At 64.2% G+C, this 25911-nt stretch carries 28 protein-coding genes; 14 read left to right on the plus strand and 14 right to left on the minus strand.

Annotated features, from left to right (window positions below; genetic code table 11):
- The first annotated feature begins 53 nt into the window (after positions 1-53).
- Together AC07Y0_RS17815 and AC07Y0_RS17820 are read left to right on the plus strand one after the other, a co-directional pair.
- Positions 54-1058, plus strand: a complete 1005-nt coding sequence (locus tag AC07Y0_RS17815; RefSeq protein ID WP_498679048.1) for a glycosyltransferase — start codon at positions 54-56, stop codon at positions 1056-1058.
- On the plus strand, positions 1055-1429 hold the full coding sequence (locus AC07Y0_RS17820) for a GtrA family protein (RefSeq protein WP_498679049.1): 375 nt from the start codon (positions 1055-1057) through the stop codon (positions 1427-1429). The genes AC07Y0_RS17815 and AC07Y0_RS17820 overlap by 4 nt, the downstream gene beginning before the upstream one ends.
- Before the next feature lie 8 nt (positions 1430-1437).
- On the opposite strand, the gene AC07Y0_RS17825 is transcribed toward AC07Y0_RS17820, so the two are convergent.
- On the minus strand, positions 1438-2427 hold the full coding sequence (locus AC07Y0_RS17825; protein WP_498679050.1) for a Gfo/Idh/MocA family protein: 990 nt from the start codon (positions 2425-2427) through the stop codon (positions 1438-1440).
- Positions 2428-2626: 199 nt separating this feature from the next.
- Between AC07Y0_RS17825 and AC07Y0_RS17830 the strand changes: the two genes are divergently transcribed.
- The 6 genes from AC07Y0_RS17830 to AC07Y0_RS17855 all read left to right on the plus strand — a co-directional run bounded on the left by AC07Y0_RS17830 (position 2627) and on the right by AC07Y0_RS17855 (position 6595).
- Positions 2627-3187, plus strand: a complete 561-nt coding sequence (locus AC07Y0_RS17830) for a cysteine hydrolase family protein (RefSeq protein ID WP_498679051.1) — start codon at positions 2627-2629, stop codon at positions 3185-3187.
- Complete coding sequence (locus tag AC07Y0_RS17835) at positions 3184-4182, plus strand: GlxA family transcriptional regulator (RefSeq protein WP_498679052.1); 999 nt, start codon at positions 3184-3186, stop codon at positions 4180-4182. The genes AC07Y0_RS17830 and AC07Y0_RS17835 overlap by 4 nt, the downstream gene beginning before the upstream one ends.
- 88 nt (positions 4183-4270) lie before the next feature.
- Positions 4271-5221, plus strand: coding sequence for an aldo/keto reductase (locus AC07Y0_RS17840; RefSeq protein WP_498679053.1), 951 nt, complete (start codon positions 4271-4273; stop codon positions 5219-5221).
- 7 nt (positions 5222-5228) lie between these two features.
- Positions 5229-5675 carry a GNAT family N-acetyltransferase gene (locus AC07Y0_RS17845; protein ID WP_498679054.1) on the plus strand — a complete coding sequence of 149 codons (447 nt, stop codon included), beginning with the start codon at positions 5229-5231 and terminating at the stop codon, positions 5673-5675.
- Positions 5676-5738: 63 nt separating this feature from the next.
- Positions 5739-6083, plus strand: a complete 345-nt coding sequence (locus AC07Y0_RS17850; RefSeq protein WP_498679055.1) for a hypothetical protein — start codon at positions 5739-5741, stop codon at positions 6081-6083.
- A gap of 167 nt (positions 6084-6250) precedes the next feature.
- The gene (locus AC07Y0_RS17855) at positions 6251-6595 is read left to right on the plus strand and encodes a hypothetical protein (protein WP_498679056.1); all 345 of its coding nucleotides are present in this window, start codon (positions 6251-6253) and stop codon (positions 6593-6595) included.
- 39 nt (positions 6596-6634) lie between these two features.
- Here the strand turns inward: AC07Y0_RS17855 and AC07Y0_RS17860 are convergent, their stop codons facing one another.
- Positions 6635-7525: a LysR family transcriptional regulator gene (locus tag AC07Y0_RS17860; protein ID WP_498679057.1), complete on the minus strand. Its 891-nt coding sequence runs from the start codon at positions 7523-7525 to the stop codon at positions 6635-6637.
- A 128-nt stretch (positions 7526-7653) separates the two neighbouring features.
- On the opposite strand from AC07Y0_RS17860, the gene AC07Y0_RS17865 reads away from it, so the two are divergent.
- A complete protein-coding gene (locus AC07Y0_RS17865) occupies positions 7654-8652 on the plus strand; it encodes an aldo/keto reductase (protein ID WP_498679058.1) in 999 nt (332 codons plus the stop codon).
- Between the two features lie 25 nt (positions 8653-8677).
- Here AC07Y0_RS17865 and AC07Y0_RS17870 read toward each other — a convergent pair whose 3' ends face one another.
- The 10 genes from AC07Y0_RS17870 to infC form a co-directional block, all read right to left on the minus strand.
- Complete coding sequence (locus tag AC07Y0_RS17870) at positions 8678-10138, minus strand: sensor domain-containing diguanylate cyclase (RefSeq protein ID WP_498679059.1); 1461 nt, start codon at positions 10136-10138, stop codon at positions 8678-8680.
- A 166-nt stretch (positions 10139-10304) separates the two neighbouring features.
- Positions 10305-12728 carry a phenylalanine--tRNA ligase subunit beta gene (gene pheT, locus AC07Y0_RS17875; RefSeq protein ID WP_498679060.1) on the minus strand — a complete coding sequence of 808 codons (2424 nt, stop codon included), beginning with the start codon at positions 12726-12728 and terminating at the stop codon, positions 10305-10307.
- A 13-nt stretch (positions 12729-12741) separates the two neighbouring features.
- Complete coding sequence (gene pheS, locus AC07Y0_RS17880; protein WP_498679061.1) at positions 12742-13827, minus strand: phenylalanine--tRNA ligase subunit alpha; 1086 nt, start codon at positions 13825-13827, stop codon at positions 12742-12744.
- Between the two features lie 134 nt (positions 13828-13961).
- Entirely contained in the window at positions 13962-14366 is a 405-nt protein-coding gene (gene rplT, locus AC07Y0_RS17885) for a 50S ribosomal protein L20 (protein WP_115668749.1), read from the minus strand.
- 38 nt (positions 14367-14404) lie between these two features.
- Positions 14405-14608 (minus strand): 50S ribosomal protein L35, encoded by a 204-nt coding sequence (gene rpmI / locus AC07Y0_RS17890; protein WP_028738670.1) that lies wholly within the window; start codon positions 14606-14608, stop codon positions 14405-14407.
- A 177-nt stretch (positions 14609-14785) separates the two neighbouring features.
- Positions 14786-16111: a sensor histidine kinase gene (locus AC07Y0_RS17895; protein WP_498679062.1), complete on the minus strand. Its 1326-nt coding sequence runs from the start codon at positions 16109-16111 to the stop codon at positions 14786-14788.
- On the minus strand, positions 16108-16773 hold the full coding sequence (locus tag AC07Y0_RS17900; protein WP_498679063.1) for a response regulator transcription factor: 666 nt from the start codon (positions 16771-16773) through the stop codon (positions 16108-16110). Before AC07Y0_RS17900 ends, AC07Y0_RS17895 begins: the two co-directional genes overlap by 4 nt.
- 4 nt (positions 16774-16777) lie before the next feature.
- On the minus strand, positions 16778-17254 hold the full coding sequence (locus AC07Y0_RS17905; protein WP_498679064.1) for a PepSY domain-containing protein: 477 nt from the start codon (positions 17252-17254) through the stop codon (positions 16778-16780).
- Between the two features lie 157 nt (positions 17255-17411).
- Positions 17412-18062, minus strand: coding sequence for a hypothetical protein (locus AC07Y0_RS17910; protein ID WP_498679065.1), 651 nt, complete (start codon positions 18060-18062; stop codon positions 17412-17414).
- An 83-nt stretch (positions 18063-18145) separates the two neighbouring features.
- The gene (gene infC / locus AC07Y0_RS17915) at positions 18146-18682 is read right to left on the minus strand and encodes a translation initiation factor IF-3 (protein WP_454748901.1); all 537 of its coding nucleotides are present in this window, start codon (positions 18680-18682) and stop codon (positions 18146-18148) included.
- 183 nt (positions 18683-18865) lie between these two features.
- Here infC and AC07Y0_RS17920 point away from each other — a divergent pair, with 183 nt between their 5' ends.
- Positions 18866-19693, plus strand: a complete 828-nt coding sequence (locus AC07Y0_RS17920; RefSeq protein ID WP_498679066.1) for an alpha/beta hydrolase — start codon at positions 18866-18868, stop codon at positions 19691-19693.
- Positions 19694-19798: 105 nt separating this feature from the next.
- Positions 19799-20416 carry a transglutaminase-like cysteine peptidase gene (locus AC07Y0_RS17925; RefSeq protein ID WP_498679067.1) on the plus strand — a complete coding sequence of 206 codons (618 nt, stop codon included), beginning with the start codon at positions 19799-19801 and terminating at the stop codon, positions 20414-20416.
- 16 nt (positions 20417-20432) lie between these two features.
- Here AC07Y0_RS17925 and AC07Y0_RS17930 read toward each other — a convergent pair whose 3' ends face one another.
- Complete coding sequence (locus AC07Y0_RS17930) at positions 20433-21641, minus strand: MFS transporter (RefSeq protein ID WP_498679068.1); 1209 nt, start codon at positions 21639-21641, stop codon at positions 20433-20435.
- 44 nt (positions 21642-21685) lie between these two features.
- The gene (gene mbfA, locus AC07Y0_RS17935; protein ID WP_498679069.1) at positions 21686-22669 is read right to left on the minus strand and encodes an iron exporter MbfA; all 984 of its coding nucleotides are present in this window, start codon (positions 22667-22669) and stop codon (positions 21686-21688) included.
- A gap of 200 nt (positions 22670-22869) precedes the next feature.
- Here mbfA and AC07Y0_RS17940 point away from each other — a divergent pair, with 200 nt between their 5' ends.
- From AC07Y0_RS17940 to AC07Y0_RS17950, 3 genes are all read left to right on the plus strand, one after another.
- Entirely contained in the window at positions 22870-23346 is a 477-nt protein-coding gene (locus AC07Y0_RS17940) for a group III truncated hemoglobin (protein ID WP_498679070.1), read from the plus strand.
- A 199-nt stretch (positions 23347-23545) separates the two neighbouring features.
- A complete protein-coding gene (locus AC07Y0_RS17945) occupies positions 23546-24652 on the plus strand; it encodes a TRAP transporter substrate-binding protein (RefSeq protein ID WP_498679072.1) in 1107 nt (368 codons plus the stop codon).
- A gap of 179 nt (positions 24653-24831) precedes the next feature.
- Positions 24832-25902, plus strand: coding sequence for a FecR domain-containing protein (locus AC07Y0_RS17950; protein WP_498679073.1), 1071 nt, complete (start codon positions 24832-24834; stop codon positions 25900-25902).
- The last annotated feature ends 9 nt before the right edge of the window (positions 25903-25911 follow it).

A 25911-nucleotide genomic window follows, 5' to 3' on the forward strand; every position in this document is an offset into this window, starting at 1 on the left:
ACCAGGCCGGACACGATGGTCGTCGGGCATGTCTTCTGTCGCGAGTAGCCGATATGCGTGGGCCAGCATCCGAAAATCTCGACGTGGCGGTGCTCCTGCCCTGCTACAACGAAGCACGCACGATCGGCGCCGTAGTGCAGGGCTTCCGCGAGGCGCTGCCGCAGGCGCGCATCTATGTCTACGACAACAATTCCACCGACGGCACGGCGCTGACCGCCATGCTGGCCGGGGCAACCGTCATGCGCGAGCGCCGGCAGGGCAAGGGCCATGTGGTGCGCCGCATGTTCTGCGACATCGAGGCGGACGTCTATGTGATGGCCGACGGCGACGGCACCTATGCGCCTGACGATGCCGAGGAGCTGATCCGCACGCTTCTGACCGAGCGCGCCGACATGGCGGTCGGCACGCGCCGCGGCGTGCATGCCGATGCCGGCCGCAACGGCCATGCCTTCGGCAACCGGCTGTTCAACCGGCTCTACCGTTTTCTGTTCGGCAGCGACTTCACCGACATCCTGTCGGGCTACCGCGTCTTCTCTCGCCGCTTCGTCAAGAGCTTTCCCGCCGTCTCGGCCGGGTTCGAGATCGAGACGGAAATGTCGGTTCATGCCTCGCGGCTGAAGCTGCCGGTGTGCGAGCTCGAACTCGACTACGGCCGGCGCCCGGAAGGATCGCATTCCAAGCTGTCGACCTTCGGAGACGGTGCGAAGATCCTCTGGATGTTCGCCATGCTGATGAAGGAAACGCGTCCCTTCGCCTTTTTCGGCGCGATCGCGGCGACGATCATGGCGGCGAGCCTGTTCTTCATGGCGCCGGTTCTCGTCGAATATTTCTCGACAGGCCTCGTCAGCCGCATGCCGACCTGGATCCTGGCGACCGCCCTGATGATGATGTCGCTGCTCGCCTTCACCGCCGGGCTGATCCTCGATTCGCTCGCCCGCTCGCGCGCCGAACAGCTGCGCATCCACTATCTCAGCCTGCCGGCGCTTGCCCATGCGCAACCGGGCAGCCGCACCGAACGTGAGAAGCGTAAGCCGGCGCGAACCGCCGACGCGGCATGAAGAAGCTCGTCCGCTTCGGCATCGTCGGCACGGCCGGCTTCGTCATCGATGCCGTCCTACTCTGGCTGCTGCTCGAAACGACGCCGCTCGGCCCCTTTATCGCCCGCGCCGTTGCCATTGCCGTGGCGCTCGTCTCCACGTGGTATCTCAACCGCAGCTTCACCTTCGGCGCCTCGCGCCGCTCGATTGCGGTGGAAGGCTTCCGCTACGGCTCGATCGGCCTCGTCTCGTCCGCGGTCAACTATCTGATCTATAGCGGACTGCTCCTGTCGCTGCCGATCCTCCAGCCGCTGGCGGCGCTGGTTATCGCCTCGATCGCCGCCATGGCCTTTTCCTTCTTCGGCTATTCGCGCTTCGTCTTTCGCCGCTGATCTCCGGCTCAGACCGTCTCCCAGCCATCCTTCTCACCGGCGCGATAGATCGCGTCGATGAAGCGCTGGTTGTCGCGCGAGCTTTCCAGGCTGACGACGTCGGAGTGATCGCCGCTCAGCGCCGCCTTCGCGAAGGCCTCGGCCTCACGCCGATACTGCCGGCTGTCCTGGAAGCGGAAGACCTGCGACTGATTGTGCGACTGGTTGGAAAGCTCGACCTCTTCGGCGCCCCAGCGATCGGCGTTGAAGGGCGAACGGACGTCGATGAAGCCTTCCGTGCCGTGGAATACCATGGACTGGCGGTTGGCCATCTGGGTCGAGACGTAGAAGCTCAGCTCGAAGCCGCCGAAATCAGCCTTGACGCTCGAATAGATGTCGGTGCCGAATTCCGCGTCGCGCTCGACCACCGCCTGCACCTTCAAAGGTCCGGCCCCCGTGGCAAACCGGGTGGCGATCGCCGGATAGACGCCGATGTCCGGCAGGCCGCCGCCGCCGAGTTCGGGAATGTTGCGCATGTTGCCGGGGTCGCGGTTGAAATAGGTGAAGACGCCCTGCACGTGGCGCAGCCGGCCGATCGCCCCTTCGGACAACAGGGCGCGCACCTTGCGCCAGACCGGCGTGTAAGTAACCATGAAGGCTTCGGAGACCAGCACCCGGTTTCGATCCCGCGCCGCAATCAGCTGGTCAATGTCGGAGGCCTTGAGCGCGATCGGTTTTTCGCACAGCACATGCTTGCCGGCGTCCGCCGCCCTGATCGTCCATTCGACATGCTGCGCGGTCGGCAGCGGAATGTAGACGGCATCGATTACATCGGAGGCCAGCATTTCCTCGTAGGAGCCGAAGGCATGCGGCACGGAGAAGCGATCAGCCATGGCGCGCGCCTTGGAGAGATCACGGCTCGCCACCGCCGTGACGACGCAGTTTTCGGCGTCCTGCATGGCCGGCACGACGAGATCGCGGCCGATCTTGGCCGTGGACAGAATTCCGAAACGCAGCATGGGGCTCCTCCTGTAACGTTGCCGCGCGACCCTAGTCAGAGATCCGCCGCTTGGCAACGGGCCACGAACCCAAACCACGGCAGACCGCGTGACGGGCCATGATTGGCCGGAAATGTCCCATCATCGTCCGGAGCAGAACTTTTTCCCTTTTTCTCTTGCGCTATTTTCGGCTATCCCATCAACACAGAGGATGCAGAAAATGACCGCCAGCAATACAGCCCTCCTTGTCATCGACGTTCAGGAATCCTTCCGCCACCGCCCCTACTGGCGCGACGAGGACGTCGTCGATTTCCTCTCCAAGCAGCAGGCGCTGATCGACGGGGCGAAGGCCGCCGGCCATGCCGTCGTGCAGATCTTCCACACCGACGACGATGCGGAGTTTCGCCTCGACAGCGGTTTCGTCACGACGCTCGCCGGCCTCCGCATCGAGCCGGACGTCATCATCCACAAGACCCGCCACTCGGCCTTCGTCGGAACGCCGCTCGAAATCTGGCTGCGCCAGCGCGGCATCGGCCGGCTGATCGTCTCGGGCATCCGCACCGAGCAGTGCTGCGAGACGACGACGCGCCACGGCGCCGATCTCGGCTTTGCGGTCGACTACGTGACCGAGGCGACGCTGACCTTCCCGATGACCCATGCCTCGGGACAGGTGTTCAGCGCGGCCGACATCAAGACCCGCACCGAGCTGGTGCTTGCCGGTCGCTTTGCCCGCATCGCGACGGTGGAACAGGCGCTCGGCCAGATCGGTCTCGCCGCATGACAGCCGCGCCCCGCCCCGACCGCCGAACCATCCCCGTCTATGTCGTGCTGCCGCCGCACACGCTCCTGATGGATGTCGCCGGTCCGGTCGAGGTGTTGCGCTATGCCAACAGCGAACAGGAGGAAATCCTGTTCGACTGCCGTTTCGTCGCCGCCCGTGCCGAACAGACGACATCGATCGGACTGACGCTCGCCAATCTGGAACCTTTGCCCGAGCGACTGCCCGACGGCGCATATGTCGTCATTTCCGGCAGCATGGGCGCGGTTCCCGATCCTTCGTCGGTTGCGGCCGAGCGAGCGGAGATCGCGCGCTGGCTCGCCCGCGTGGTCGTGCCCGGCATCACGCTCGTCACCATCTGTTCCGGCGCCCTGCTTGCAGCATCCGCCGGTCTGCTCGACGGCCATGCCTGCACCACCCACGCGGACTGCATCGACGACCTCAGCCGTCTCGCCCCGACCGCGCAGGTGCTGGAAAACCGCCTCTTCGTCGAGGACGGCGAACGCTTTTCCAGCGCCGGCATCTCCACCGGCATAGACCTGATGCTGCACATCGTCTCGAAGCTCACCTCCGCGCCGGTGGCGCTGGCGATCGCGCGGACCATGGTGATCTACATGCGCCGCAGCGGTGCCGATCCGCAGCTCTCGCCCTGGCTGTCCGGCCGCAACCACCTCCACCCGGCGATTCACCGCATCCAGGATGCCATCATGGCCGATCCGGCGCGCGACTGGACGCTGTCGCAACTGGCGGATCTCGGCCATCTGAGCGAGCGCCATATGACGCGGCTGTTTCGCGAGCACGCCGGACTGTCCGTCATCGCTTACGTCAACCTGATGCGGGTGACGCTGGCCCGCGACATCCTCTCCCATTCCCGCCTCGACATGGAGACGGTGGCCGAGCGGGCGGGTTTTTCCTCGCCGCGTCATCTCAGGCGCATCTGGGCGCAGCACAATGCCCTGCCGCCCAGCCACTACCGGACGTCCGATCAAAGAAATTGAGTGGTCGATCACAGACACGGTTGCTAACCTGCAGGCTCTCAAGCCCGGCCGCCTTCGGCCGCCTCCCGCGAACCCACGGAGTTTACCCATGCAGAAGCGTTCGCTCGGCCGTACCGGCCTTTCCATCGCGCCCGTCGTCTTCGGCGGCAATGTGTTCGGCTGGACCGCCGACGAAAAGATCTCGTTCGACCTGCTCGATGCCTTCTTCGACGCCGGCTACAATGCGATCGATACGGCCGACGTCTATTCCTCCTGGGTCGACGGCCACAAGGGCGGCGAGAGCGAGGAAATCATCGGCCAGTGGCTGAAGCGCGGCCATGTCGCCCGCGACAAGGCGGTGATCGTCACCAAGGTCGGCTTCGACAGCCAGGGCCGCAAGACCGGGCTTTCGGCCAAGTGGATCGCCGAGGCAGCCGAGGCCTCGCTGAAGCGGCTCGGCACCGACTATATCGACCTCTATCTCGCCCACAAGCCGGACGAGGACGTGCCGATCGAGGAGACGCTCGAGGCCTTTGCCCGGCTCAAGCAGCAGGGCAAGGTGCGCGCGATCGGTTGCTCGAACTACGAGGCCGACCAGTTGCAGGCTTCGCTCGACGCCGCGGCGAAGAACAACCTGCCGCGCTATGATGTCGTGCAGCCGGAATACAATCTCTATACCCGTGACAGGTTCGAAGGGCCGTTGGCCGACGTCTGCATGCGGGAAGAGATCGGCGTCATCAGCTATTACGCGCTCGCCGCCGGCTTCCTCACCGGCAAGTATCGCAACTTGAAGGACACGGAAGGTGCGGCGCGCAGCTACCGCGTCGGCAATTATCTCGACGACAAGGGGCTGAAGATCCTCGCCGCGCTCGACGAGGTGGCCGCCGAGACCGGTACGACGCCCGCGACGGTCGCGATCGCCTGGGTCGCCGCGCGTCCCGGCATCACCGCGCCGATCGCCTCCGCCACCAGCCTTCGCCAACTCGATAGTCTGATCGCCGCCGGCAAGCTTGCGCTTTCCGAAGCCCAGATGGCCCGCCTCACCGAAGCCGGAGCGTAAGAATTCCATGACCATCGAAATACGGTATACCGAGCCCGCCGACGAAGCCGCCTGGCGGCGCCTGTGGAAGGGATATCTCACCTTCTACAAGGTCGACCTGCCCGACGAGATCACTAACCACACCTGGGCGCGTATCCTCGATCCCTCGTCCCGCGTCGCCATGCGGGTGGCGCTGGTCGACGGTGAGATGGCGGGCTTTGCCATCCACCACTTCCATGATTCCACCTGGGCACTGACCCCGGACTGCTATCTGGAAGACCTCTATCTCGACGAGAGATTCCGCGGCCAGGGCCTCGGCCGGGCCCTGATCGACGACCTGATCACCCTGGCGAAGCAGAAGGGCTGGTCCCGCCTCTACTGGCACACCAACCACGACAACGCGACGGCCCGCAAGCTCTACGACACCTATGCACCCGAAGACGGGCATGTCCGCTATCGGATGGCGCTGGCGTAAGCTATTGCCTGGCAATGGCGAAACAACTATCAAGTGCACTTGATTTCAATCGGACCTTTACACATGACAATCAAATATTCTCTGCCCTTTCTCGCAGCCGTACTGTCCTTGAGCGGGTGTGCCGTATCCGAGCAGCGTTACGAGGCCGGACGTACTGCGCTGGAGGGAAGCCCGAAGCTGAAGCAAGAAGCTGTCAGGCTGTGCATCAAGGACACCAAGTCCAAGTCGACCGAAAAGTTGAAGGTCATGGCGATGCTGGCGAATACATCGACTGCGGCAGTCCCCCAGGTGCTGTGCACGCGAGTCTACAATGCATGGGCCAACGGACGCCTGACCTATCAGGACTACAAGTCCGGCGTGACAGGCAACCCCACTCCGGCCGCCATCAAGATCATCCAGGGCCGATAAGCCCCGCCCAACGGACCCGGTTCGGCTTTGAACCGCCCGCGCCCTTTCACAAGGGAAGCCAGGCAGCAGCCTGGTCTCCTTGCAGACCGGGCGCGCGGCGTTGTGCGGCCATAGCCTGACACCGACGAGCCCGCGGCACGTCGGTGCTTGGCCAGAAAGGAATTACAATGAACCTCAGAAACCCGGTTCTTCTTGCCCTGATCGGTCTGGGACTGGTCGGTTGTGCCGTATCGGAGCCCAAATATGCTGCGATTCAGACCGCGATCGAGGGAAGTCCGAAGCTCAAGGAAGAGATGATCCGCAGGTGCGTTAAGGAATACAAGACTAATCCGTCGGAACGACGCAAGACCGACGCCGAGCTTGCCAGGATTTCGGTAAGGCTTGGGCCGGAGGCGGCCTGCACGCGCATTGCCAACGGCATCGCCGATGGACGTATCGGCTATGACGACTACGTCGCACTGACGAAGGACAGGCTGTCGCCGAACGTCGCAAACATTCTTCGCCTTCGTTAGTTCCAGGCACCCCACCAGATCTTGAACGGCGCTGATCCTTCAGCCCCGGTGCCGAAAGAAATCCACGAAGGCGCGCAGCGCCGGACGCATCTGGCGGCGCGAGGGATAATAGATGAAGAAGCCTTCGAAGGGCGGGCACCAGTCGTCGAGCACGGGGACCAGGCGTCCGGCGGCGACATCGGCATCGACCCGCCCGTCGAACAGGTAGGCAAGCCCCACGCCGTCGATCGCGGCGCGGCGTATCAGCCGCTGGTCGGAGAGGATCAGCGGCCCGGACACGTCGACGGCCAGCGTCTTTCCCGCCTTTTCCAGTTCCCAGCGATAGATGCGCCCGCTCGAAAAGCGCCGCCGGATGCAGCGGTGACGGATGAGGTCGTCCGGCGCCTGCGGTCGACCATGGGCGGCGATGTAGGCCGGCGATGCTACGATCCGGCCGCGCTGCGGGCCGCTGGCGCGCACCGCGATCATATCGGCCTCCAAATGTTCGCCGAGCCTCAGACCGGCGTCAAAACCCTCGGCGACGATGTCCTCGAAGCGGTCATTGGTGACGACGTCCAGTTCGATCTCCGGATAGGCGCTGAGGAAGGCGCCGAGGCGCGGAACGATCAGGTCTTCGGCGGCGAGCATCGGCATGGTCACGCGCAACGGCCCAGCCGGCGTGCCTCTGCGGTCGGCCAGCCCCTCCAGCACGGCACCGATGTCGGCCAGCGCCGGCGACAGCGTTTCCAACAGCATGCGCCCCTCCTCCGTCGGCGCGACGCTGCGGGTCGTGCGGGCGAGCAGGCGTACGCCGAGGCTCGCCTCCAGCGCGGTCACCGCATGGCTGACGGCGGAAGGGGCGATGCCCAGTTCCTCGGCGGCCCTGCGAAAGCTGCGGCCTTCGGCAACGGCGGCCAGAACGGCGAGCTGCGAGAGTTGTATCCTGTTCATTGTTCTATCTGATAGAACAAGCCGCGACAGATTGCATGCACTATCGACGGGCTGATGCCGCGCTATCTTGCCGCTGTCACCTCCGTCTATACTAACGGACGGTGATCGAACATCAGAGGTACGATTTCATGAGAACACGCACACTTGGCCCCCTCACCGTTTCCTCGCTCGGCCTCGGCTGCATGGGCATGAGCCATGGCTATACCCAGACCGGCGACGAGGCGGGATCGCTGGCAACGCTTGCCCGTGCCGTCGAGCTCGGCGTCACCCTGTTCGACACCGCCGAGATATACGGGCCCTTCACCAATGAGATCCTCGTCGGCAAGGGGCTCAAGCCCTATCGCGACCAGGTAAAGATCGCCACCAAGTTCGGCTTTCGCATCAACACGGAAAATCCCAACGACGCGAGCGCCGGCGGCACGGATTCGCGCCCTGAGCATGTGCGCGAAGTCGCCGAGGCCTCGCTGAAGCGGCTCGGCGTCGAGGTCATCGACCTGTTCTACCAGCACCGCGTCGACCCGGACGTGCCGATCGAGGAGACGGTCGGCGCCATGGCCGACCTCGTCCGCCAGGGTAAGGTCAAGGCGATCGGTCTGTCCGAGGCGAGCGCCGCGACGCTGCGGCGCGCCCATGCCGTGCATCCGATCGCCGCCATCCAGAGCGAATATTCGCTATGGACCCGCGACCCGGAAGAAAACGGTGTGCTCGACACCTGCCGGGAACTCGGCATCGGCTTCGTGCCCTTTTCGCCGCTCGGCCGCGGCGTGCTGACCGGCGCACTGAAGACGCTCGACGGCATGGCGGAGAACGACTTCCGCCGCACGCTGCCGCGCTTCTCGCAGGAGAATTTCGACGCCAATCTGGCGCTGGTCTCGGCACTGGAAGCAATGGCGGCGGAAAAGGACGTGACGCCCGGCCAGCTGGCGCTGGCCTGGGTTCTGGCCCAGGGCGATTTCATCGTGCCGATCCCCGGCACGACCAAGATCACCAATCTGGAAAAGAACGTCACGGCCGCCGACATCGTGCTCTCGGCCGATGAAGTGAGCACGCTCGGCGACATGCTTTCGCCGCAGAAGGTCGCCGGTGCGCGCTATCCGGAACGCATGGCAAAGATGGCGGGGCGTTGAGCCCCTCCGTGCGACCCGCGTGGCATCAGGCCTTGGCGCGCCTTGCCTTCGCGCCGGCGGACGTACCTGCATAGTGCAGGCGCTTGTTTTCGTACATCAAGTCGTCGGCGCGTTTCATCAGCGCTTCCATGCTCTCGCCCGGCTCGCTGGTCGCGCAGCCGAGCGATATGCTGAGCAGCGCATCGGAATAGAACTGGTTGTTGATCTTCAGGATCTCGTGGATCGTGTCCACCATGCCCTGAGCGACCTGCCGGTCCGCGCCCGGCATCAGGACCGCAAATTCGTCGCCGCCGATGCGCGTTGCATGGTGGGGCGGCTTGACGACGCTGTTCAGGACCTCGCCGAAGCGCCGAAGCAGCGCATCGCCGGCATCGTGGCCGCGCTGATCGTTGGCCTCCTTCAGGCCGTTGAGGTCGATGACGATGGCCGAAACCGGCCTGAGCGACTTTCGCTCGAGCCTGTTCAACTCGTCGGTATAGAAGGCGCGGTTGTGCAGCTTGGTCAGGATGTCGTGCTTGCCGAGATATTCGAGATAGGCCTCGGCCTTCTTGCGGGCGGTGATGTCCGTCAGCGCAACCTGCACCCGCGACCAATCGCGCTCATGGCCGGGGAAGACCGCGAAGTTGAGGAGGATATGGCGAACGCTGCCGTCGAGCGCGTAGTTCACCACCTCGCGGCTATGATAGAGCCGGTTGTCCCAGAGATCGATCAGTTGTTCACGGAACGGCTTTTCCATCTCGTCGCGGAAGATGTCGCCCTGGCGAAGCAGCAGCGTCTGGCGGTCGGGCGCACCGAAAAGGTCGAGCGTCGCCTGGTTGACGTCGAGCACCCGGATCTCCGACATGCATTGGCGCACGAACTCGGGATGAACGTCGGTGAAGACGCGGAAATCGACGATGCCGCGTGACCGCACATCCTCGAGCAGGTTACAGATACCACTGAAATCCTCAATCCACAGCGAGACGGGCGAGTGCTCGAAGACGCCTTCGGCATAGCGCCGGTTTTCCAGCTCCGCGCGCCGGGCGTCTTCCCGTTCCGTCACGTCCTCTGTCGTCACCAGCAGTTGGCCGAGCGTTTGCTCATGGCCGGGAAAGACGGAGCCGCGCAGCTGAATATCGAGCCTGCGACCGGTCAGCGTGTAGTTGACCGCGCTCCCGGCGAATTCCGTCCTGCCTTCCCAGAGATCCGTCAGCTCGTTGATGTGGGTCTCCCACATGTCGCCACAGAAGACCTTGCCGAGATTGCCTGCAAGCTGTTCGAGGTCTTGCGCCTCGAACAGTTCGAGCGTCTTGCGGTTGACCTGCAGGATGCGGATCTTGGCGGAACACTCCGCCACGCGTCTGCGGTCCTCTTTGAGAAAGGCGCGAAGATCTGTCACGCCCTCAGCGCGCCAGGCGTCGAACTGCGCTTTGACCTCGCTGAAATCCTCGATCCACATTGCAATCGGAGCGAGTTCGAAAATATTCGCGTCAACAGAACCGCTCATTGGAGTATCGCCCGCCTGAGAAAAATCGCGTCAAAAGAACTTCTGACCCTCGGGATATCGAGACAGAATATTCATTATTGATTAAATCTCTATTGATCGGTCGCTGTCGAAGTTTGCGCCGGACGGGAGCGGCGTACTCGACGACGCTCCCGGGCAGTTTCTCCACTCAGGCGCGCAGGCTGCCGCCGGTGGTCTTTTCGACATTGCCGACGATCTTCTTGGTCAGCGCGTCGAAGTCCTCGTCGGTCAGCGTCTTGTCGGCCGGCTGGATCAGCACCTCGATCGCCACCGACTTCCGGCCCTCGCCGAGCGAGGCCCCCTCGAAGATGTCGAAGACGTTGACGCCGGTGATCAGCTTGCGGTCGGCGCTGGCCGCCGCCTTGATGATCACGCCCGCCTCGACCGCCTTCTCGACCACGAAGGCGAAGTCGCGCTTCACCATCTGGAAGGGCGAGAGGTCGAGCGCCGGCTTGGTACGGGTCGCCTTCCGCTTCGGTTCCGGCACGACGTCGAGATAGACCTCGAAGCCGCACAGCGCGCCGGACACGTCGAGGGCTTCCAGCGTCTTCGGATGGAATTCACCGAAATGGCCGATCACCACCTTCGGACCCATCTTGATCGTGCCGGACCGGCCCGGATGATACCAAGCCGGACCACCCTGCTCGACCTGGACATTGCCCATCGGCAGGCCGCAGGCCTCCAGGACGGCGAGCGCATCGGCCTTGGCGTCATAGACGTCGACCGGCTTGCCGCCGCCCTTGATGGCGTTCGACCACATGCGGCCGGCGCCGGCAAGCGATGCGGTGCCGCGGCGGATGCCGCCGGCGACGCGACGCTGGCCTTCCGGCTTGTCGCTCTCATAGGTGCCCGAGACCTCGAAGATCGCCACGTCGCCGAAACCACGGTCGGCATTGCGCTGGGCAGCCGTCAAAAGGCCGGGCAGCAGCGAGGGGCGCATATCCGACATGTCGGCGGCAATCGGATTGGCGAGCTTCAGCGCGCGGCTTCCGCCGCCGAAGAGCTTGGCGTGCGCTTCCGGGATGAAGGACCAGGTGACGGCCTCCAGCATGTCGCGCGAGGCCAGCGCCCGCTTGGCGGTGCGGGTACGGATCTGCAGGGGCGTAAGGATCTTGGCGTTGACCGAACCGCTCGGCGCCAACGGCTCGGGCTTGATCTTGTCGACGCCGAACACCCGCATGACCTCTTCAACCAGGTCCGCCTTGCCGTCGACATCCGGGCGCCAGGAGGGAACGGTGACGGAAACCGTCTCGCCCTTGCCCGAGACCTCGAAGCCGAGGCCGGTCAGGATCTGGCGGGCTTCGTCGTTGGATACGGTGAGGCCCGTGAGGCGCTTCACTTCCGAGAAGGGGAAGTCGACGACCTTGCGGTCGAAACCCTTGTAGCCGACCACCTTGGCCTTGGCCGCCGTGCCGCCGCACATGGAGAGAACCAGTTCGGTGGTGCGCTCCAGGCCGGGCATCATGTATTCCGGGTCGACGCCGCGCTCGAAGCGATAGCGCGCATCGGTGATGATGCCGTGGCTGCGACCGGTCTTGGCGATGTTGATCGGATCCCACAGCGCGGACTCGATCAGGACCTCGGTGGTGTTCTCACCGCAGCCGGAATGTTCGCCGCCCATGATGCCGCCGATCGATTCCGGGCCGTTGTCGTCGGCGATGATGACATTGGCCGGGTTGAGCTTGTAGGTCCGGGTGTCGAGCGCCAGGATTTCCTCACCCTCGCGGGCGCGGCGCACGATCAGGGCGCCCTTGACCTTGGCGGCGTCGAAGACGTGCATCGGCCGGCCCTGGTCGAAGGTCATGTAGTTGGTGACGTCAACCAGCGCCGAGATCGGACGAAGGCCGATCGCCAGCAGTCGCTGCTGCATCCAGCGCGGGCTCGGACCGTTCTTCACGCCGCGCACCAGGCGATAGGCAAAGCCCGGGCAGAGCTTCTCGTCGTCGAGCACGATCTTCACTTCGATCGGCGTCTCGCCATCGGTCTTGAACTCTGGCGCCTTCGGCTGCTTGAGCTTGCCGAGGCCGGAGGCGGCGAGGTCGCGGGCGATGCCGAAGACGCTCGTGCAGTCCGGGCGGTTCGGCGTGAGGTTGATCTCGATGACCGGATCGTCGAGCCCGGCGTAAGACGCAAACGACGTGCCGACCGGCGCGTCGTCCGGCAGGTCGATGATGCCGTCGTGATTGTCCGACATGTTGAGCTCCTTTTCGGAGCACATCATGCCGTGGCTTTCGACGCCGCGGATCTTGCCGACGGCGAGCGTCACGTCAATGCCGGGCACATAGGTGCCGGGCCGCGCGAGCGCGCCGACCAGGCCGGCCCGCGCATTCGGAGCGCCGCAGACGATCTGCACCGGGTTGCCGTCGCCGGCATCGACCGTCAGCACCTTCAGCCGGTCGGCCTCGGGGTGCTTTTCGGCGGTCAGGACCTTGGCGATGACGAAGGGCTTGTAGGCCGCCTTGTCGTCGACATCCTCGACCTCGAGGCCGATCGCGGTCAGCCGCTCGCAGATCTCGTCGAGCGTGGCGTCGGTTTCCAGGTGATCCTTCAGCCAGGAGAGTGTGAATTTCATGGGTCTGTCCTCCTTACGCGCTCAGGCCGCCGAACAATGTCGGCACGTCGAGCGGGCGGAAACCGTAATGGCTCATCCAGCGCACGTCGGCGTTGAAGAAGTCGCGCAGGTCCGGCATGCCGTATTTCAGCATGGCGATACGGTCGAGGCCCATGCCCCAGGCAAAGCCCTGGTATTCGTCGGGATCGAGACCGCCGGCGCGCAGCACGTTCGGATGAACCATGCCGCAACCGAGGATCTCCATCCAGTCCGTGCCCTCGCCGAACTTGACGATCGGACCCGACGAGCGGTCGCACTGGATGTCGACCTCGAAGCTCGGTTCGGTGAAGGGGAAGAAGGACGGGCGGAAGCGCATCACGACATTGTCGACCTCGAAGAAGGCCTTGCAGAACTCTTCCAGGATCCAGCGCAGATGGCCGACATGGGCGGTCTTGTCGATCACCAGGCCTTCGACCTGATGGAACATCGGCGAATGGGTGGCATCACTGTCCTGGCGATAGGTCTTGCCGGGAATGACGATGCGGATCGGCGGCTTCTGCGCTTCCATGGTGCGCACCTGCACCGGCGAGGTATGGGTGCGCAGCACCTTGCGGTCGCCGTTGTCGTCCGGTTCCAGGAAGAAGGTGTCGTGCATCTCGCGGGCCGGATGGCCTTCGGGGAAGTTCAGCGCGGTGAAATTGTAGTAGTCGGTCTCGATATCCGGGCCTTCGGCGATCGAGAAACCCATGTCGGCGAAGATCGCGGTGATCTCGTCGACGATCTGGCTGATCGGATGGATGCGGCCGCGCTCGGCCGGCGAGGAACGGACGGGCAGCGAGACGTCGACGGTCTCGGCCTTCAGCCGCGCGGTGATGGCGGCGTCCTTCAGCTCGGTCTTGCGGGCGGTGATCTTTTCGGTGACTTCGTTCTTCAGCGCGTTGATCGCGGCACCGCGCGTCTGTCGCTCGTCGGGCGTCATCGAGCCCAGCGTCTTCAGGAGTTCGGAGACCGAACCCTTCTTGCCCAGCGCGGCGACGCGCACCGCTTCGATATCGGCTTCGTTGTCCGCCGCGGCGATGTCGGCGAGAAGCGCCGTTTTCAAACTGTCGAGATCGGACATGTCCGTTTCCTGCCCCTAGATACACCGCGGGTCCCTAACGCCCCGGCATGACGACAAAATGAAAAACCCGCGCTAGCCCTGCCAGCGCGGGTTTCCCAACAATTTCTTTTTACAAAAGCTTGGGAAGCGCTGGCTTACTTGACCGCGCTTTCAAACTCGTTCGCCGTACCGGCGTCCTTGAGGTAGGCCAGTGCCTTCTTGGCAGCCGCGACCAGCGAGCCGAAGGCTGCCGGTTCGTGGATGGCCATGTCGGACAGAACCTTGCGGTCGACTTCGATGCCGGCCTTGTTCAGACCGTCGATGAAGCGGCCATAGGTCAGGCCGTGTTCGCGCACAGCAGCGTTGATACGCTGGATCCACAGGGCGCGGAAGTTGCGCTTGTTGACCTTGCGGTCGCGGTAGGCGAATGCCTTCGAACGATCCACAGCGGCCTTTGCGGCGCGGATCGTGTTCTTGCGGCGGCCGTAGAAGCCCTTGGCTGCCTTGAATACCTTGTTGTGCTTGGCGCGGGAAGTTACGCCACGTTTTACGCGTGCCATGTCATGATCTCCTTAATGATCCAAAAAGCGAAAGGGTCTCAGAGACCGTTCGGCAGGTAGTTCTTGATGACCTTCTTGCCGTCTGCTTCGGAAAGAACCATCGTGCCGCGAGCATCGCGGATGAACTTGTTGGACCGCTTGATCATGCCGTGACGCTTGCCGGCGGCAGCCGCGAGGACCTTGCCGGTGGCAGTGATCTTGAACCGCTTCTTGGCGGAGGATTTCGTCTTCATCTTGGGCATTTTGCTACTCCATTGTTCTTGTATCGAAACGGGCAGACGAATGCCCGTTTTCAAGCATAAAGAACGGCCACGGCATGCCCTGCCGGACCGTTCGGACGCGCGCTTATAACCGCTGACGGACAAAAGCGCAACGGGTCGCATCGGGAATCTCGAACGGTCGCCGACGATGCGAGCCCGCTACCCGCGAAGCGGCACCGACAGCCGCACCGACAGTCCGCCGAGCTCCGCACGGCCGAGCTCCAGCGCACCGCCATAGGCCGACAGAATCTCCGCCGTGATGGAGAGCCCGAGGCCGGAACCGCCGTCGTCATCCCCCAGATGCACGCCCCGCGACGGAAGGATGGCCAGGTCCGCTTCCGATGCGCCCGGACCGTCGTCCTCGACGGTCACCACCGCTGCCTTGTCCTCGGCGGTGGCCGTGATGCGGATTTCGCCCTGGGCAAACCGGGTCGCGTTGTCGAGCACGTTGCCGAGCGCCTCGGCGAAATCCGCAGCATCCATGTCCACGGCAAGTCCGGCCGGAACGCGGATCTGCCATTCGATGCCGCGCGGCTCGGTGATCGGCCTCAGCACCATGACCAGCTTGCCGACCAGCGAGCCGAGTTCGGTCAGGCTCATCTGCTCGACGCCCAGCCGTGCCGATTGCAGCTGGCGGTCGGAGCGCTGGCGAATGAGATCCACCTGTTGGCGCGCCTGCTCCTTCTCTTCGGGCGGAAGCTGGTCGGCGAGATGGAGAAGGACGGTCAAGGGCGTCTTCAGGCCGTGCGCCAGATCGCTGGCACGGGCTCGCGCCCGTTCGACGGCCGTCTCGCGTTCCTGGAGCAGCAGGTTGAGCTCGGAAACGAGCGGCCGCAGTTCCGAGACGCCGACGTCGTCGACCGAATTCGCCTGTCCGGAGCGCACCAGCCCCACCCGCTGCTGAAGGCGCACGAGAGGCGCGAGCCCGACGCCCACCTGAAAGATCGCGGCGGCCACCAGGACTGTGGCGCTGAGGGTCAGCATCAGGGCCATGGCGCTGTGAAACTGGGCAACCGCATCGTCGAACTCGAAACGATCGAAGGCGGCCGACAGCGTAAACCGCCGCGAGCCATTCGGCCCGTCGAGGGAAATCGCGCGCTGATAGACAAGAAGGTCGGCACCGTCGGGCCCCTCCGCCGCCAGGAACCCGTAATCCGCCGGAAGCAGCGCATCGGCCGGCAGGTCGACATCCCACAGCGACCGCGAGCGCAGCACCTCGCCCGGCTGAGGAACCACCTGCCAGTACCGTCCACTGCCGGGAAGCGTGAAGCGGGGGTCGGTCGGCGTCTTTTCGAGAACCACCTTGCCGTTGCGCAGTTCCAGACCTGCGGCCAGCTGATCGACGATGCCCGCCATCTCCACCCGATAGCGCTCGGCGACATAGCCGGAAAAGACACGGCTCAAGCCGTAGCCCAGCACGAGAAGAATGAAGACGATGGCGGCGAAGGCTCCGATGACGACCCGGATCCGGAGCGAATGGATCATGCGTCTTGATCCGGCAGCACATAGCCGAAGCCCCGGCGCGTCTCGATCGCTTCCGGATCGGTCTTGCGCCGAAGCCGGGCGATCATCGCCTCGACCGAGTTCTTGGCCGTGTCGTCGTCCCGCCCCTGTACGCGTCGGGCGATCTCGATCGGATCGAAGACGCGGCCCGGCTCGCTGACAAGCATTTGCACGAGGCGATATTCAAGCGCGGTCAGTTCCAGCGGCTGGCCGTCATAGGTGACCCGCCGCGTCTGATCGTCAACCACGAAACGCCCCGCCGACTTGATCGGCGACGGGCGCTTGCGGGAGCGGCGCAGCAAGGCCTTGAGACGGGCGATCAGTTCCTCGCTGCGAAACGGCTTAGGCAGGTAGTCATCCGCACCGGCCTCGAAGCCGTCGACCCGTTCCATCCAGGAGCCGCGCGCCGTGAGGACGAGGATCGGCGTATCGAGGCCGCTTGCCCGCCAGCGCTTGAGGATCGACAGGCCGTCCATGCCCGGCAGGCCGAGATCGAGAATGATGGCGGCATAGTCGCCGGTCTCACCCTCCTCCCAGACCTCGGGGCCGGTCGCGAGATGGTCGACAAGATAGCCTTCCGCCTCGAGCTTGGCTTTCGTATGTTCCGCGATATCGCGATCGTCTTCGGCAAGCAGCAGCCGCATGTCGTCACCACCACCCGAACGGGCCCAGCGCGCGACCCGTCTCGGCATTGAGGCGAAGCGTACGCACGCTTCCCGTGTTGTTCTCGACCTTGAGGATGTAGACCGGCGTCCTGCCGCCCAGCGCCAGATCGACCGACAGGACACGCCCGGCACGCATGGCTTTCACCCGGCGCAGAATGTCGCGAAGCGGCAGGATGCGGCCGTTGCGAACGGCGTCTCGCGCCTCGACGTGGTCGTCCGCGTCGCCGCCTTTGTCGGCGCTGTCCTTGCCGCCGTCGTCGTCGCTGCGGTCGTCACCGCCATCGTCTCCACTATCATCGCCGCCATCGTCGCCGCCGTCATCGCCGCCGTCGTCTCCACCATCGTCGCCGCCGTCATCGTCATTATTGTCGTCCGCCAACGCCGGATTGACATGCAGCATTGCGCCGGCGCCGGGCAGCGCCGCCAGCAACAACAGCAGGAAATCTCGCCTGTTCATCATTTTCACGATTTCGTCGTTCTCTTCGCCGGTCGATCACCATTGAGACTAGCGACTGTCGGGCCGATGCGCCACTGCAACGAGAAGACCCCGCCCGGGTTGCGGGCGGGGTGAAACGGCTGCGGCACCGGCGGCTGCGCCGCATCCGTTTCGACGGACCTCAGTTGGCCGGGACGATGGTCACGGCAGTCACCGAATTGCGCGGCGCGTTTATCTTAACTTCGGTCCGGTTGCGGTTCCGCTCGATTTCGAGGGCGAGGCGGCGACCGTTCTGGTCAACTGCAACCATCGAACCGTTCTTCAGCCCACGCAGCTGGGCGTCGTTGACCACGAGGCTGGTGCGGTCGCCATCTGCATTCGCACCGGCGGAGTCGTCATCGGTACCGTTGTCATCGACGCCGTTATCATCCGTCGAATCGTCATCGGTACCGTTGTCGTTGTCATCGGTACCGTTGTCATTGCCGCCGTCGTCATTGCCGCCGTCGTCGTTGCCGCCGTCGTCGTTGCCGCCGTCGTCGTTGCCGCCGTCGTCGTTGCCGCCGTCGTCGTTGCCGCCGTCGTCGTTGCCGCCGTCATCGTTGCCGCCGTCGTCATTGCCGCCGTCGTCGTCGGCGAGCGCGACCGAGACGATCGAGGCGCCGAGGGGTGCCGACAGCGCGGAAACAAGCGCCGGCGCAAGGGTCAGCGAGAAGAGGGCGGTGGTCGAAACGAGAAGGTGTCTGCGAAAAAGGTTGATCATTTTTTCCTCCGGTATGTTGCGTTGAACTCTATGACGAGCATCATGCATCCGGGAGGCTGACAGGTTGCCCAACGGGGCTGTCAGGGAAATGTCAGCAATGGTCCATGAAAAAAGCCGCCTCGAAGGCGGCTTTTTTCGCAGCGTGTTTAGCAGACTCACTTCGGTGCAAGCACCATCATCATCTGCCGGCCTTCGAGCTTCGGCTCGGCCTCGACCTTGGCGATGGTGACGGTATCTTCCTTCACCTGCTGCAGAAGCTTCATGCCGAGTTCCTGGTGGGCCATTTCGCGGCCGCGGAACTTCAGCGTCACCTTGACCTTGTCGCCCTCTTCGAAGAAGCGGTTCATCGCCCTCATCTTCACCTCATAGTCATGGGTGTCGATGTTGGGACGCATCTTGATTTCCTTGACCTCGACGATCTTCTGCTTCCTGCGCGCTTCGGCCGCCTTCTTCTGGTTGGCGAATTTCAGCTTGCCGAGGTCCAGGATCTTGCAGACCGGCGGCTCGGCATTGGGGGAAATCTCGACGAGATCGAGACCCGCCTCTTCCGCCATCCTGAGCGCCTCATCCGTCGGCACGATGCCGAGGTTCTGGCCTTCGTCATTGATAAGCTGGACCCGGGGAATCCGGATCTCCCGATTGGAGCGCGGCCCTTCCTTGACAGGGGCATCGGCTTTGAAAGGTCTGCGAATGGTCGTATTCTCCTGAACTGTTGAACCTTGCGGCAACGCGCTTCAAGCGCCGGCTTCTAGCGTTTCAGCTATTTGGCTATTGCCGCTCGGCAAGTCAATAACACGCTTCGGATGGAAAATCACCTGCTGTCCGTCACTTCGCGAATCTGTTTTACAGGGTCGTTCACGCCCAGGGAGCCCTGCATGACCTCGATCAATTCCGCCCCACGCGCCGAGACAATCACGGTGGGAAAGGGCGACGACGCCCGAGACATCGCGCTCCTCGTCCGCTCCTCCGATCCCGCGCGCGCGCCGTCCGGTCCTGCGCTCGTCTGGCTCGGCGGCTACCGGTCGGACATGAGCGGCACGAAGGCGATCGAGATGGATGCGCTGGCGGCGGAGAAGGGCCTGGCGGCGATCCGTTTCGACTATTCCGGCCACGGCGCCTCTGGCGGCGCGTTCCGCTCCGGCACCATCACTCGCTGGCTCGAAGAAGCGCTTGCCGTCCTCGACCATGTCGCGCCGCAGAGCGTCGTGCTGGTCGGTTCGTCCATGGGCGGCTGGATCGCGCTCAGGCTCGTGCAGGCGCTGGCGCGTCGCGGCTTGGGACCACGCGTGGCCGGCATGGTGCTGATCGCGCCGGCGCCGGACTTCACCATCGACCTGATCGAGCCGAACCTCTCGGACGCCGAGCGGGAGTCGCTGGCCGAGCGCGGCTATTTCGAGGAGCCGTCCGAATACAGCCCCGAGCCCAACATCTTCACCCGTGCCCTGATCGAGGACGGCCGCCTCAACCGCGTGCTGACCGGCATCATCGAAACCGGTTGCCCGGTGCATATCCTGCAGGGCATGGCCGATCCCGACGTTCCCTATGCACATGCACTAAAGCTGGTCGAGTTCCTGCCGGCCGACGACGTCGTCCTCACCCTGGTGCGCGACGGCGATCATCGGCTGTCCCGTCCCGAGGACATCGCGCGGATGAAGGCGGCGATCCTGTCCATGGCCACGGCGGACGGCGCGCCGGACCTGTAGCATTTTAACCATAGTTGACAAATCCCTAACGCGCAGACCTCACCGCGATTGACTCGAAACCCGCTTGGACCTTAACGTTTTGTTAAGGATTAAAGGGACGAGTTCATGATGAACCGATCGCGCGCTTTCGCCGCGTTGCTTGTGGTGCTTGGCGTCTCGGCGCCGGCCGACACCGGCTTCACAGCGCCCAAGACACTCCTGTCGATGACGACGGGCAGCGTCACGTCACAGCCGATCGGCCACTATGATTTCTGCCGCCTGCATCGCGACGAATGCAGCGTGAAGAGCAAGCCGGGCGCCCTGCCGCGGCTGACGCCGCACGGCTGGGACGTGGTGCGCGAGATCAACCTGTCCGTCAATTCCGCCATCACGCCGGTCACCGATGCCGATGCCTACGGCCGCGAAGAGGTCTGGAGCTATCCGGTCGACGCCGGCGACTGCGAGGACTTCGTCCTGCTGAAGCGCGAAAAGCTGATGGACGCAGGCTTCTCTCCCGCCGACCTGCTGATCACCGTGGTGCGCAAGCCCGACGGCGAAGGCCACGCCGTCCTGACGCTGCGCAGCGCCCAGGGCGATTTCGTCCTCGACAACCTCGTCAACGACGTCAAGCTCTGGACCGAGACGCCCTATACCTATCTCAAGCGCCAGGCGAGCTTCGACACCGGTCGCTGGGTGACGATCGAGAACGGCACCACCGACGTCATGGTCGGCGCGCTCGACTGAGATAATCCCGAATGCTTTAGGACGGCTGGCCCCGGCGTTCCGCCTCGAGGCGCACCGGCGGCAGGCGGGAAAGCCCGATCATCGCCAGAAGACCGACCGCCCCCATCAGAAGCAGGCAGCTGATCGCAGTCGCCACACCCAGTTTCTCGTTGACGAAGATGATCGTCACCGGGGCTGCGGCCGACAGGACCATGCGGATACCTGACAGCGTGCCCATGGTGCGCCCATAGCCGGCCGTGCCAAAGAAGTGCAGCGGCAGGACGCCGCGGATGATCGAGGTCAGTCCCTGCCCGATGCCGAAGAAGACGGCAAAGACCAGCACGATGGCGACGGCCGGGAAAAGGGCCGCAGCAAACAGCAAGGTCAGCGCGAGGAAGATCGCCCCCGTGGCGATCAGCCCCGTCACCGGCGGGGACAGCACGCCCCGGCGGGCATATTCGATGACGCGGGCAGTAACCTGCGAGGGTCCGATCAGACTGCCGGCCAGGGTGGCGATCGCCGGGGTGAAGCCGGCATCGCCGAGCAGCACCAGCAGCGAAGCGCCCATGGCCGAAAGCACGAAACCGCCGGCCGAAAGGCTGATGGCCATCAGGGCGAGATGCGGCCGGCGGCTGACGAGCGCGGGCGCGCCGGCTTCCGCCGATGGCTTTGCCGGGGCGACGACCTCGCGCCGATAGGACGGCCAGAGCGCGTGCACCGGAAGGGCGAGCACCAGATTGAGGCCGGCAAGCACGAGATAGACCTCGCGCCAGGTCATCATCGTCAACAGCCATTGGATCAGCGGCCAGAACACCGTCGATGCAAAGCCCGCGACCAGCGTCACCAGGGTGATCTGGCTGCGCGCCTCCTGGCCGTGGCGCTGGGCGAGCGCGGCGAAGCCCGCGTCGTATTGCACGGCGATCGACACGAACTCGGCTGCCAGCGTCACGGCGGCGAATTGCCAGCCATTCTGGACCATGGAGAGGCCCGCGAGCGCGGCGGCCGCGAGGATCGACCCGAAGGTCAGCACGGGGCGCGCGCCGAAACGGTCGATCAGCCGCCCGATGATCGGCGCGGAGACAGCGCCGCCCAGCAGGCCGATCGAGAAGACCGCAAAGACAAAGCTCTGCGACCAGCCGAATTCGCGGGCGATTTCGGGAGCCAGGATGGAGAAGGAATAGTAGAGCGTGCCATAACCGACGGTCATGGAAACGCCCATGCCGAGGGTGGCCGGGGAAGGTTTCATGATGACGCCGCTAAGCTATTCGTGTTGCGGCGTCATGACAAGCGTCAGCCGTTGCCGATCAGGATGCCGGCCGCCAGAACCAGCGAGCCGCCGAGCACGACCTGCATGGCGGCGCGCAGGAAGGGCGTCTCCATATACTTGTTCTGGATGAAGGCAATGGCCCAGAGTTCGATGAAGACGACCACCGCGGCGGTCAGCGTCGCCGTCCAGAAATGCGGGATCAGATAGGGCAGCGCATGGCCGAGGCCGCCGAGCGCGGTCATGAGGCCCGAGGCAAGCCCGCGCTTGATCGGCGAGCCGCGGCCCGACAGCTTGCCGTCGTCGTGGGCCGCCTCGGTGAAACCCATGGAAATGCCGGCACCGACCGAGGCGGACAGACCGACGAGGAAAGTCTGCCAAGTATCGCCGGTGGCGAAGGCGGCGGCGAAGATCGGCGCCAACGTCGAGACCGAGCCGTCCATCAGCCCTGCAAGACCCGGCTGCACATAGGTCAGTACGAACTGGCGGTGCGCGCTCGCATCCTCTTCCGCCTTGACGTCCTCCGGCGTGTGGCGCTCGCCGAGCATGGAGGCGATTTCCTCATGGCCCTGCTCGGCCAGCGCCAGGTCGCCGAGCAGCTTGCGCGTCTGGGCGTCCGTCGTGCGCTGCGCCGCGGCCATGTAAAAACGATAGGCGCCCTGCTCCATCGTCTCCGCCTCGGCGCGAATCTGATCCAGGCTCTGGTTGGCGCGCAGCCAGTCGGGCTTGCGGTCGTAGAAGTCGCTGACATGCTCGCGGCGGATCAGCGGAATGCGTTCGCCGAAGCGGTGGCGGTGCATCTCGATCAGCTGGTTGCGATGGGTGTGCTCGACCTCGGCCATGTCCTCGAACACCTTGGCCGACTGCGGATACTGTTCGCGCAACTGGTCCGCATAGGCCAGATAGATGCGCGCATCGTCCTCTTCCGAGGAAATCGCCAGTGCCAGGATTTCCTGTTCGCTCAAGCTAGAAAACGGGCGTTTCGACGAAGAAAAAAAGCGTGCGAGCATCAGTGTCTATCCTGTTCTTTATAATTGTTCTAAACTTATTGCCTCGCGTTTTCCAGGTCAAGCCGTCGCGATGCCACAGCAGGCCCATGGCGATAGCGAAGCGGCCGATGCGACGATGGGTCCGAACCCGCCGGTTTGACGACTTCACCACGATGGGCGAAAAGCATCCTGTTGCCCAGGGACGATAAAAGGAGATGGCGATGCAGGATGATCTGATCGGCCGCGCCGCACACCGGGCGGAAATCACGGCCCGCGCCGAGGCGCAGATGGCCGCGATGGGCGTCGATACGTCCTTTGTCGACCGCCTGGTCGAAACCTTCTACGCCCGCATCCAGGCCCACCCGAACCTTGGCCCCGTCTTCGACAGCCGTCTCTCCGGGCGCTGGCCGGCGCACCTCGCCAAGATGAAGGCCTTCTGGGCTTCGGTCGCCTTCAGGAACGGTGCCTATGGCGGCAAGCCGGTCCAGGCGCATCTTGGCGTCGCCGGCATCACCGAGGGCCTGTTTGTCGAATGGCTGGCGCTGTTCGACCAGACCCTCGTCGACATGCAGGCGACGGACGAAGCCCGCGCCTGGTTCATGGCGACGGCCGAGCGGATTGCCCGCAGCCTCGTGCTTGCGCTGTTCTACAATCCGGCGCTCGACGACCCGGCCCGCCGCGTCCAACCATCGGCCTGAGCGGGCCACGTTCCCTCGCGAAGAGGCATTTGCGCAGTTTTCGCAAGCCTTTCACGCCATCAGCGAAATTTTCCGCAAGCATCACCGCCCCAGCACGCCATTCCCGCAGCTTCCGGGCTTGCACGAACGGGCCATGATGGCTAGACCCGCGGCCGGAGGAGGATGCGACCATTATAGGAAACAACCAAGGCTAGAGATCATGAACCGCCGTAAATTCTTCCAGCAGGCCGGCGCCGCCGGCCTGGGTGCTGCCGCCTCCGTAGCGCTTGCCGCACCCGCCATCGCCCAGGAAAATCCAAAGCTCAATTGGCGCCTGACCTCGTCCTTTCCGAAGAGCCTCGACATCATTTTCGGCGCGGCCACCGACATCGCCCAGAGCGTGTCGGAGGCGACCGACGGCAACTTCACCATCACGCCCTTCGCCGCCGGCGAAATCGTGCCACCGCTGCAGGCCGCCGATGCGGTCGCCGCCGGCACGGTCGAGATGGCGCACACCTGCTGCTACTACTATATCGGCAAGGATCCGGCCTTCGCGCTCGGCACGGCCATTCCGTTCGGCCTCAATGCCCGCATGACCAATGCCTGGTTCACCGCCGGCGGCGGCAACGAACTGCTCAACGAATTCCTCGCCGGCCACAAGCTCTACGCGCTGCCGGCCGGCAATACCGGCGCCCAGATGGGCGGCTGGTACCGCAAGGAAATCAGGACGATCGACGATCTCAAGGGGCTCAAGATGCGCATTGCCGGTCTCGCCGGCGAAGTGATGAGCAAGGTCGGCGTCACGCCGCAGCAGATCGCCGGATCGGACGTCTATGCAGCGCTCGAGAAGGGCACGATCGACGCCACCGAATTCGTCGGCCCCTATGACGACCTGAAGCTCGGCTTTCACAAGGTCGCCAGGTACTATTACTATCCGGCCTGGTGGGAAGGCGGCCCGGCCGTCCACGCCTTCTTCAATTCCGACAAGTTCAACGAGCTGCCGGCCAACTACAAGCGCATCCTGACCGATGCCTGCGCCGCGGCAAACGCCCGCATGCTGGCCCGCTACGACGCCTCGAATGCCGCAGCCCTTCGGCAGCTGGTGGCGCAGGGCACCGAGCTTCGCGCCTTCGGCTCGGACATCCTCGACGTATGCCACAAGGCGGCACTGGAAACGTATGCCGATCTCAGCGCCAAGAACGAGAACTTCAAGAAGCTCTACGACAGCCAGCAGGCCTTCAAGAAGGACGCCTATCTGTGGGCTCAGGTCGCCGAATACGGTTTCGACACCTATATGATGATTCAGCAGCGCCAGGGCACGCTCTAAGCGCCCTTCGTACAATTCAGACCAAGCGCCACCCCGGCCAGCCATGGCCGGGGTGTTTCCTTTTGAACACCTTTGCGAGCTGGCCCGCATATTCCTTCGGAATTGTCATTTTAGACGTTAGGCATTTGTTATTTTGAATGTTTTACGCTTCCGGCTGATTTTCTCGCCGGGGGGCACTCATGTACCGCGTATCCATCGCCATTTCCGCGATCGTTCTGACATTGTTCCAAGCCGCCGGCGCATGGGCCGAAGGATGGACCGTTTCCAAGATCAAGCAGCCAGTCAACTACACCTTGGACAAGTACACCTGGATGCGTCTCAACCAGGGCATGGAAGTGCCTGCAGGCGCCTGGATCAGCACCGGCCCGCGTGGGCGCGTCGTGCTCGTCCATGACGAAGACATGGTCACGGTCCAGCCCGGCACGCTGACGGCAATCTTCGCCAAGGACCGCATGGGCAAGAAATTCGAGATCGCCCAGCAAATTGGGGAAGTGCTCGTCGACTTCGAAAAGCGCGACGGACGCAGTCTCTCCGTCCAGACCCCTTTTCTTGCGGCCGTGGTGAAGGGGACCCAGTTTACCGTGCGGGTCGACCGCCAGGGCGCCAATCTCGGTGTTGCGCGCGGTGTCGTCGGCGTCACCGATCCCCGCCGCGGCCAGGCGGTCGACGTACGCCCCGGGCAGTCGGTCGCAGTGTCATCAACCACGACCGGATCCCTCAGCGTGGTCGGCCCGGGTCCCAAGGCTCCGGTGGTCAACGTGGCCGTCACCAGCCCTGCCGTCCCGAGTCTTTCCCAGCCAGCGACCGGTACCAAGGGCAAGAGCGCGACGGCCGGCAGCAACAGCGATAGCGGACAGTCCGCGTCTGCCGGGAACGGGAACGGGAATGGCAACGGAAACGGTAGCGGGAACGGGAACGGGAACGGCAACGGCAACGGGAACGGAAACGGCAACGGAAACGGAAACGGCAGCGGAAACGGAAACGGGAACGGGAACGGCAACGGCAACGGCAACGGGAACGGCAACGGCAACGGCAACGGCAACGGGAACGGCAACGGGAACGGCAACGGCAACGGGAACGGGAACGGGAACGGGAACGGCAACGGCAACGGGAACGGCAACGGCAACGGCAACGGCAACGGGAACGGCAACGGCAACGGCAACGGCAACGGCAACGGCAACGGGAACGGCAACGGGAACGGGAACGGGAACGGGAACGGGAACGGGAACGGGAACGGGAACGATGACTGATCAAGGTCG

It is taken from the genome of Allorhizobium sp. GW101-3B10 (assembly GCF_059424725.1).

Bases quoted from the DNA above. Each gene is read 5' to 3' on its own strand.
- AC07Y0_RS17815 (WP_498679048.1), top strand. From the start codon at position 54: ATGCGTGGGCCAGCATCCGAAAATCTCGACGTGGCGGTGCTCCTGCCC.
- AC07Y0_RS17820 (WP_498679049.1), top strand. From the start codon at position 1,055: ATGAAGAAGCTCGTCCGCTTCGGCATCGTCGGCACGGCCGGCTTCGTC.
- AC07Y0_RS17825 (WP_498679050.1), bottom strand. From the start codon at position 2,427: ATGCTGCGTTTCGGAATTCTGTCCACGGCCAAGATCGGCCGCGATCTC.
- AC07Y0_RS17830 (WP_498679051.1), top strand. From the start codon at position 2,627: ATGACCGCCAGCAATACAGCCCTCCTTGTCATCGACGTTCAGGAATCC.
- AC07Y0_RS17835 (WP_498679052.1), top strand. From the start codon at position 3,184: ATGACAGCCGCGCCCCGCCCCGACCGCCGAACCATCCCCGTCTATGTC.
- AC07Y0_RS17840 (WP_498679053.1), top strand. From the start codon at position 4,271: ATGCAGAAGCGTTCGCTCGGCCGTACCGGCCTTTCCATCGCGCCCGTC.
- AC07Y0_RS17845 (WP_498679054.1), top strand. From the start codon at position 5,229: ATGACCATCGAAATACGGTATACCGAGCCCGCCGACGAAGCCGCCTGG.
- AC07Y0_RS17850 (WP_498679055.1), top strand. From the start codon at position 5,739: ATGACAATCAAATATTCTCTGCCCTTTCTCGCAGCCGTACTGTCCTTG.
- AC07Y0_RS17855 (WP_498679056.1), top strand. From the start codon at position 6,251: ATGAACCTCAGAAACCCGGTTCTTCTTGCCCTGATCGGTCTGGGACTG.
- AC07Y0_RS17860 (WP_498679057.1), bottom strand. From the start codon at position 7,525: ATGAACAGGATACAACTCTCGCAGCTCGCCGTTCTGGCCGCCGTTGCC.
- AC07Y0_RS17865 (WP_498679058.1), top strand. From the start codon at position 7,654: ATGAGAACACGCACACTTGGCCCCCTCACCGTTTCCTCGCTCGGCCTC.
- AC07Y0_RS17870 (WP_498679059.1), bottom strand. From the start codon at position 10,138: ATGAGCGGTTCTGTTGACGCGAATATTTTCGAACTCGCTCCGATTGCA.
- pheT (WP_498679060.1), bottom strand. From the start codon at position 12,728: ATGAAATTCACACTCTCCTGGCTGAAGGATCACCTGGAAACCGACGCC.
- pheS (WP_498679061.1), bottom strand. From the start codon at position 13,827: ATGTCCGATCTCGACAGTTTGAAAACGGCGCTTCTCGCCGACATCGCC.
- rplT (WP_115668749.1), bottom strand. From the start codon at position 14,366: ATGGCACGCGTAAAACGTGGCGTAACTTCCCGCGCCAAGCACAACAAG.
- rpmI (WP_028738670.1), bottom strand. From the start codon at position 14,608: ATGCCCAAGATGAAGACGAAATCCTCCGCCAAGAAGCGGTTCAAGATC.
- AC07Y0_RS17895 (WP_498679062.1), bottom strand. From the start codon at position 16,111: ATGATCCATTCGCTCCGGATCCGGGTCGTCATCGGAGCCTTCGCCGCC.
- AC07Y0_RS17900 (WP_498679063.1), bottom strand. From the start codon at position 16,773: ATGCGGCTGCTGCTTGCCGAAGACGATCGCGATATCGCGGAACATACG.
- AC07Y0_RS17905 (WP_498679064.1), bottom strand. From the start codon at position 17,254: ATGATGAACAGGCGAGATTTCCTGCTGTTGTTGCTGGCGGCGCTGCCC.
- AC07Y0_RS17920 (WP_498679066.1), top strand. From the start codon at position 18,866: ATGACCTCGATCAATTCCGCCCCACGCGCCGAGACAATCACGGTGGGA.
- AC07Y0_RS17925 (WP_498679067.1), top strand. From the start codon at position 19,799: ATGATGAACCGATCGCGCGCTTTCGCCGCGTTGCTTGTGGTGCTTGGC.
- AC07Y0_RS17930 (WP_498679068.1), bottom strand. From the start codon at position 21,641: ATGAAACCTTCCCCGGCCACCCTCGGCATGGGCGTTTCCATGACCGTC.
- mbfA (WP_498679069.1), bottom strand. From the start codon at position 22,669: ATGCTCGCACGCTTTTTTTCTTCGTCGAAACGCCCGTTTTCTAGCTTG.
- AC07Y0_RS17940 (WP_498679070.1), top strand. From the start codon at position 22,870: ATGCAGGATGATCTGATCGGCCGCGCCGCACACCGGGCGGAAATCACG.
- AC07Y0_RS17945 (WP_498679072.1), top strand. From the start codon at position 23,546: ATGAACCGCCGTAAATTCTTCCAGCAGGCCGGCGCCGCCGGCCTGGGT.
- AC07Y0_RS17950 (WP_498679073.1), top strand. From the start codon at position 24,832: ATGTACCGCGTATCCATCGCCATTTCCGCGATCGTTCTGACATTGTTC.